Below are 6394 nucleotides of genomic sequence, written 5' to 3'. Positions count from 1 at the left end.
ATCTCCCGCATCGCGTACTTCCCCTGATGCCCGCTGACCGACGGATGCCGGGCCTTCCATGCCGTGATCACGGGTTCGACGAGCTCCCACTGCTCATCGGTGAGATCGCTCGGGTACGGCATGCGCATGCTCATGCCATAACTCAAGCGAACCCCGAACTCCTGACCGGCAGCGATGCCCCAACGTCACACCATCGAGCGATGACAAGACCGACGGAACGCCACATCCCGCACTCTGACAACGTAAGCGTCGGGCGCATGGGACATCGCCGCACCTGGCAGCGTCCTGACATCGCGGCGGAGCCACGTGCAGTTCGACCTAGCACTTCGGCAGGCTCGAACGTCGTCGTTTGCGCGAAGCACAACGGTGGTCCCGGGGCAAGCATCCACGCGTTCTCGGAACTCGGCGAACACCGCTCAAGTCCACGGCCACCAGCGCCTCGTACTGGGCAATGTCCTCCGCCATCTGAACGAAGTCGGTCCGGCGCTGACGACACTGGCCCCCTGCAGCTCGCCCCCGAGCCTTCACCAAGGCAGCAATCGGCCCGGATCCCCGCGGACCGGGGAGTTCCGCTTCGTACATATCTGACACAGCACACACCTCCACTCGCACTGAACGTTCTAGCTGGTGCTGATATGGCGAGTACGAAAGTCGATCCCACGAGATTGCCGATAATTCCCGGAGCCGTTCCAAAATCGATTGCTACGCGGCACGGCGGGTGTGCCGCTCCCCTGCCGCCAGAACCGGGGGGAGGATTCTCCCGCCCTGCGGAGTCGGCTACTTCGCCGCGGCGTCGAGCCGTACTGGCATCAGGAGGCGTCTGTAGCCGTCACCGGCCATGCCGGACCCCTCCGTGAGCAGCACGGGCTTGGCGGTGAGTCCGTCCCTCCTGCGGCCAGCCGGTGCCGCGCTGCGCGAACATCAGCTGCCGCGCCCCGGGCACGGCGGCAGTCCTGACACAGAAACAGGCAGCAGACGCGGGGCCGGCCGTTGGCCGGCTGGGGCTGCCCCCTGCCGGGGACAGCGGAACGGTGAGCGCCGGGCCCCTGACGGGGCCGGGAGACAAATGCCGGGGCCTGGCTTGGATCTGAGAGGGCGGTTCGTGAGTCTTTGAGTGTTTCTGTCGTCACCTGATGGTGTGGGTGCGGGCGGAATCCGCTGGTCCACGGGCGGTGGGCTGTTGGGGTGGCGGGGTGAGTGAACGCAAGCCGTACCCAAGCGACTTGACGGTCGAGCAGTGGTCGTTGATTGAGCCGGTGATCACGGCGTGGAAGGACCGGCACCGCTCGGTCAGCGGCCATCAGGGCGCCTACGCGATGCGGGAGATCGTGAACGCGATCCTCTACCAGGGCCGGACCGGCTGCCAGTGGGCCTACCTCCCCAACGACCTGCCGCCGAAGAGCGCGACGTACTACTACTTCGCCGCGTGGCGGGACGACGGGACTGACCAGGTCATTCATGAACTCCTGCGCTGCCAGGTCCGTGAGAGGGCCCGCCGATTAGAGGACCCGGCCCTGGTGGTGCTGGACACCCAGAGTGTCCACGTGGCTGCCGGGGTCCCCGCCTCCACGACCGGCCGGGACCCGGCGAAACGGGTGCCGGGCCGCAAGCGGGGACTGGCCGTGGACGTGCTGGGCCTGGTCATCGCCGTCACCGTCCTTGCCGCGAGCACACACGACAACGCCGCGGGCATCGCCCTGCTCGACCAGGTCGCCGAGAACGCCGGAGGCACCGTCGAGAAGGCCCTCGTCGACCAGGGCTTCAAGAACCAGGTCGCCGCCCACGGCACCCTCCTGGGCATCGACGTCGAGACCATCGAACGCAACCCGCAGGACAAGGGGTTCGTCCCGCAGCCGAAGCGGTGGAGGGTCGAGCAGACCTACGGGATCCTGATACTGCACCGGCGCCTGGTCCGCGACTACGAACACCGCCCAGCCTCCTCCGCCTCCCGCGTCTACTGGGCGATGACCCAGGTCATGGCCCGCCGACTCACCGGCACGAACACTCCCACCTGGCGCGACCCGCAGACGGTGACCGCGTGAACATCCAGCCCCTGCTCGACACACTCGACATCCAGGAAGACGCCGCCCGGGCCCTGGCCGACGACCTCCGCACACAGATCACTGAACTGCAGGGACGGCTGCGGGAAGCCGAGACCCACCTCGAGCACCTGGCGATCACCCGGAAGACCGTCACCGCCCTCAGCGAACGACTCCCCGCCCACCCGGTCTCGCCCGGCCTGCCCGAGCACCCGGACTACCCCCGCATCCTCGCCGCCTTCAACGAGGCCACCGGCCCCCTCCGGGCCCGTGACGTCTGCGAAGCCCTCGACCACGAACTGCTGCCGAAGAACATCGAAGGCACCCGCGCCAAGCTGAAACGCCTCGTCAAGCTCGATGTCCTCACCGAAGTCGACGCCGGCAGCTTCACCAGGAAGCAGTAGCCGCCCCGCGACCAGCATCCCTGCCCCAGCTTCACCCGGAAATGGACATCAACTCACGAACCGCCCTCTGAGACGGGGCCGGCCGTTGGCCGGCTGGGGCTGCCCCCTGCCGGGAGCAGCGGAACGGTGAGGACCGGGCCCCTGACGGGGCCGGGAGACAACAGTACGGGCCGGGGCCCCTTGGGCCCCTTGGATGAGCGGCAGCGGGTGAGGGCCGCGCCCTGCCGGAGCCCGCGAGACGCGGCCTGGCCGCCCGGGGGCCGGCCCCCGGGCGGCCAGGCCGCGTCCGCCTTACGGACTTCTTTTCGTTCTTCGCGGCAGTCTTCGCGGCGGTGACCTGAGACATGAGTGCCCTCCCGGGGCGTGTGTTGTCGGTCGGGGCGGGGGTGCCACTCCCCCACCGCCGGTGGTGCGTGTGGTGCCCTGTGCGGGTCCCACGGGCTGCTCTAGAGGGGGCGCGGATTGATGACCGCGTCCAGGAACTCCAGCCGGTCAGCGGCCGTGCGCATCCACGCGCGGGCGTCCTCGTGGTCGGCGTCCGGGGCGGAGAAGATGGCCGCCGAGTCCATCAGGTGCGCCTCCACCCACGCGTTCGTGCACGCGGCGAGCACCCACAGCTGGAAGGCGTACGGGCGGTGCCGCTGACCGGCGTGGCGGGCGCGCTGGGAGGGGAACTCGGCCTCGTCGGCCGCCAGGATGGCGCGGGAGCGGAAGACGCGCGTGAGGCTGCCCAGCCACTCGGTGCCGACCGGGCGCGGGCTGTTGGCCGTGCGGCGCAGCATCGCGGCGGCCTGCATGGCGCGGCGACCCACGATGCGCAGGTCGGTGAGCTCGCACAGGATCACCGCCTCGGAACGGGACTGGTCGTCGCCGTCGAACACATCGCGCATGATCTTGGCGGTCCACGCGTTGCCGTGGATCGGTCCGGGCGCTGGGGCGGTCAGATCACGCTCGGCAACGCCCAGGTGGAGGGTCTGGCCTGGGACGGCCCGAAGCTGATGCTGCGGATCACTCGTAAGGGTGGGAGGCAGGATCGTGTGGTGATCCCGAGGGGGACACAACACGTCCTCTTCACGTATCTTGGTGAACGTTCAACTGGTCCGCTCGTCCTTGGCGAGCGTGGTCGGGCGATCAGTCGGCATGTGGTATGGCGCATGATTCGTACGGTGGGAGACGCCGCTCTGCCTCATCTGGCAGGCAAGCTCCGCCCTCACGACCTGCGGCATTCCTTCGTGTCCCTGCTCCTCCTCCTGACCCGCGACGTCAGGGAGGTGCAGGGCAGGACCGGACGCCAGGACATCGACCACCTGCTCCGCTACTCCCATGCCCTGGAAGCGCGGGAGAGCACTGAGGTGGAGGAGCTGGAGAAAAGTGCTCGGCTTGCCGGTCGCGCACGTTTAGCTGGTCGCCTGCCCCGATTTCGGGGTGCAGAGGTTCGAATCCTCAGGCAGGCGCGCAGGTGGCACCGCACGGTCTGAGCCAATACTTCGCCTCATTGGTCTTGAACCTGACAGGGAGTGAGGGAGGGTCAGGCCATTGGTGGGCACACGGACATCAGCAACACCATCCGGTATGCCTCTGCCCTTTCCCCGCATGACGAGTCTGATGACGTTCTGGGGTCAATAAGGGAGGGAAACAAGTGCGCCATCACAGGAAAATGAAGGCCACTCCGGAAGACGCATGGGAGTTCACGAGTACTCCGCTCGCATTGCGGGTGCACTCGCCAGCCATATCAGCATGTGCGAGAAGCGGCTTACCCGGCTGGCCCTTGAGGGGCCGGACAGGTTCGGGCCCGATGATCTCGACTATTTGACTGCGGGATTCAGGGATTCCCTCCAGGAAGCTCAGGCCGCTATGTCCCGGCTTGACGAGATGGCTCCTGATGAACCGAATCTTGAGACCATGCGGGCATTCGTTGAGACGTATGACCGGCTCTTCCCGGAGGGCGAAAAGTAAGCGCACCGCCTGCCCCGAATTCGGGGGTATGAGGTTCGAATCCTCAGCATGCACCATGCGGACATGGCGTCCGCAGTTGTGTGAACCTATGGGGGGTTCATGTCTCAGCACAACCCGGGACAGCAGCCGCAGCCGTACCAGCCGCCGCAGGAGCCGAAGAAGACCAGCGCTGGCAAGAAGGTCGGGATCGGTTGTCTGGCCATCGTCGGCTTCTTCGTCGTGATCGGGGTCATCTCCTCTGTCGCTGGTGGCGGCGATGACTCGGCGGACAAGGGCACCGACAAGAAGCCGTCGGTCTCCGCGCCGAAGGACGACAGCAAGCCGGTGGAGAAGCCGAAGGAAGAGGCCTCTCCCATCACGATCGCGGCGACGCCTACGAAGTTCACTCCGAGCGTCCTGCACGACGGCGGCGAATACACCAGCGTCAAGGTGACGATCACCAACAACTCCGAGAAGAAGATCAGCGTCAACCCGCTGTACTTCGCCATCACGGACAAGACCGGTGAGAAGCACACCCAGGAGCTCGCCGCCGACAAGAACCAGATGGACGTGACGGACCTCGCGCCGGGCGAGAAGATGACCGGTGTCATCACCGGCAAGGGCAAGTTCGTCGCCGCCTACGTGACCTACACGGATGGTCTGATCGGCGACTCCGTCAAGGGTGACGTCAAGTAGTACGGCAGTCCGGCCCCGAGAATTCAAGGGTGCACAGGTGCGAAGCCTGAGCCGGACACCATGCGAGCGAAAATCGCCCGCAGGTGCAACAAGGGGGGTCTCATGACCCAGCAACACCCCGGGCAGCAGTAGGGACCGCAGCCCGGACCGACGCAACCGCGCCAGATGCGCAAGCGTCCGGCTTTCTACATCATCGTCGGGGCAACCTGGCTGCTCACCTTCGGCTGCACCGCAGCAGCCATCGATGATTCAAACAGCCAGGAGCTCCGCGACGCCAAGGCCGCCAATTCCAGCGCCGCGCCTGCGCCCACCGTCACCAAGAGCATTACCGCCACGGTGACTGCTACCCCGCAGCCGAAGGCCACTGTGACCGAGAAGGTCACGGTGACGGTCACGGCGACGAAGACCGTCACCGAGGAGGCGGACGACTCCTCCTCTACCACTGGCGGAGGCGGTGGCGGCGGGAGCGCCTACTACCAGAACTGCGCTGCTGCCAAGGCCGCTGGCGCCGCCCCTGTGCACGAGGGTGACCCCGGCTATGGGCGTCACCTCGACCGTGACGGCGACGGCGTCGGGTGCGAGTGGTCCTAGGCCTCGCCGTTTCACTTGGGTACGGCGGCTGGTGGGGCGAAAACGCGGCAGCGCGCCGCCGCGTCGACCGCGACGCGCACTGAGCCAGGCTCAACACCACGAACGACCCCGCCCCATTGGGCGGGGTCGTTTCGCGTTCCGGGCGCGCCGCCCTGGCAGACGTATCGCCGGGCATGCAAGTCCCCCGCCGCCGGGGGAGGCGGCGGGGACTGCAATCAGTGTGGCGGAGCGCACCGGCAGCGCGTTCGGTTTGCCGCGATTGTCGCCGCTCGCGTCACGCCTGAGTGGAATTCGACCCCGATGCCCGGGTGCATGGCCGGGGCGGGGCGGTCGCGATAGCCGTAGGCGCGGGCGATCTCGTCGGAGGCCGCGTTGGTGAGGAGCGCTGCGAGGTACGCCTCCGCGCGCTCCGCAGTAATCATTCCCTGCTCGTACAGGTACGGCAGTGGAACCTCGGCTGCCGGGGTGCCCTTTAGAAGTCATCTCATTTGGCTAGTCTGCGGTAGCAGATGAGGGTGCAGGCGATGCTGGTGAAGGCGAGGAAGTGCTCGGCTTTCCGTTCGTAGCGGCGGTGCAGGCGTCGGCAGCCGGCGAGCCAGGCCATGGTGCGCTCAACGGTCCAACGGTGGCGGCCCAGTCGCTGCGAGGACTCGATTCCCTTGCGGGCGATGCGGTGGGTGATGCCGCGCCCGCGTAACCATCGCCGTAGGTGGGAGTAGTCATAGCCTT

The 6394-nt window shown here is 67.1% G+C and carries 9 protein-coding genes; 6 read left to right on the top strand and 3 right to left on the bottom strand.

Translation table 11 applies throughout. The features are described 5' to 3' along the window. Positions 1-134: transposase (locus tag J7E87_RS36325; protein WP_374195258.1), on the bottom strand; the 134-nt coding region annotated here is incomplete at its 3' end. Positions 135-1193: 1059 nt separating this feature from the next. On the opposite strand from J7E87_RS36325, the gene J7E87_RS34130 reads away from it, so the two are divergent. Together J7E87_RS34130 and J7E87_RS34125 are read left to right on the top strand one after the other, a co-directional pair. Continuing rightward, the gene (locus J7E87_RS34130; protein WP_215098546.1) at positions 1194-2042 is read left to right on the top strand and encodes an IS5 family transposase; all 849 of its coding nucleotides are present in this window, start codon (positions 1194-1196) and stop codon (positions 2040-2042) included. After that, complete coding sequence (locus tag J7E87_RS34125) at positions 2039-2443, top strand: hypothetical protein (RefSeq protein ID WP_215098545.1); 405 nt, start codon at positions 2039-2041, stop codon at positions 2441-2443. The genes J7E87_RS34130 and J7E87_RS34125 overlap by 4 nt, the downstream gene beginning before the upstream one ends. Positions 2444-2889: 446 nt before the next feature. Here J7E87_RS34125 and J7E87_RS34120 read toward each other — a convergent pair whose 3' ends face one another. Then, positions 2890-3333: a hypothetical protein gene (locus tag J7E87_RS34120; protein ID WP_215098544.1), complete on the bottom strand. Its 444-nt coding sequence runs from the start codon at positions 3331-3333 to the stop codon at positions 2890-2892. Positions 3334-3441: 108 nt separating this feature from the next. On the opposite strand from J7E87_RS34120, the gene J7E87_RS36665 reads away from it, so the two are divergent. The 4 genes from J7E87_RS36665 (at position 3442) to J7E87_RS34100 (ending at position 5665) form a co-directional block, all read left to right on the top strand. Then, a complete protein-coding gene (locus J7E87_RS36665) occupies positions 3442-3921 on the top strand; it encodes a tyrosine-type recombinase/integrase (RefSeq protein WP_374195257.1) in 480 nt (159 codons plus the stop codon). A gap of 202 nt (positions 3922-4123) precedes the next feature. Beyond that, on the top strand, positions 4124-4399 hold the full coding sequence (locus J7E87_RS34110) for a hypothetical protein (RefSeq protein ID WP_215098542.1): 276 nt from the start codon (positions 4124-4126) through the stop codon (positions 4397-4399). A gap of 99 nt (positions 4400-4498) precedes the next feature. Continuing rightward, a complete protein-coding gene (locus J7E87_RS34105; RefSeq protein WP_215098541.1) occupies positions 4499-5074 on the top strand; it encodes a DUF4352 domain-containing protein in 576 nt (191 codons plus the stop codon). 165 nt (positions 5075-5239) lie between these two features. After that, complete coding sequence (locus J7E87_RS34100; protein ID WP_215098540.1) at positions 5240-5665, top strand: excalibur calcium-binding domain-containing protein; 426 nt, start codon at positions 5240-5242, stop codon at positions 5663-5665. A 484-nt stretch (positions 5666-6149) separates the two neighbouring features. On the opposite strand, the gene J7E87_RS34095 is transcribed toward J7E87_RS34100, so the two are convergent. Continuing rightward, the coding region (locus J7E87_RS34095; RefSeq protein WP_215098539.1) for a transposase at positions 6150-6394 on the bottom strand (245 nt) is incomplete at its 5' end.

Origin of the sequence: Streptomyces sp. ISL-1 (assembly GCF_018614585.1) — a bacterium.
Lineage (GTDB): Bacteria > Actinomycetota > Actinomycetes > Streptomycetales > Streptomycetaceae > Streptomyces > Streptomyces maoxianensis.
The sequence above is the reverse complement of the archived record's forward strand: the minus strand, read 5'-3'. Positions and strand labels throughout refer to the sequence as shown.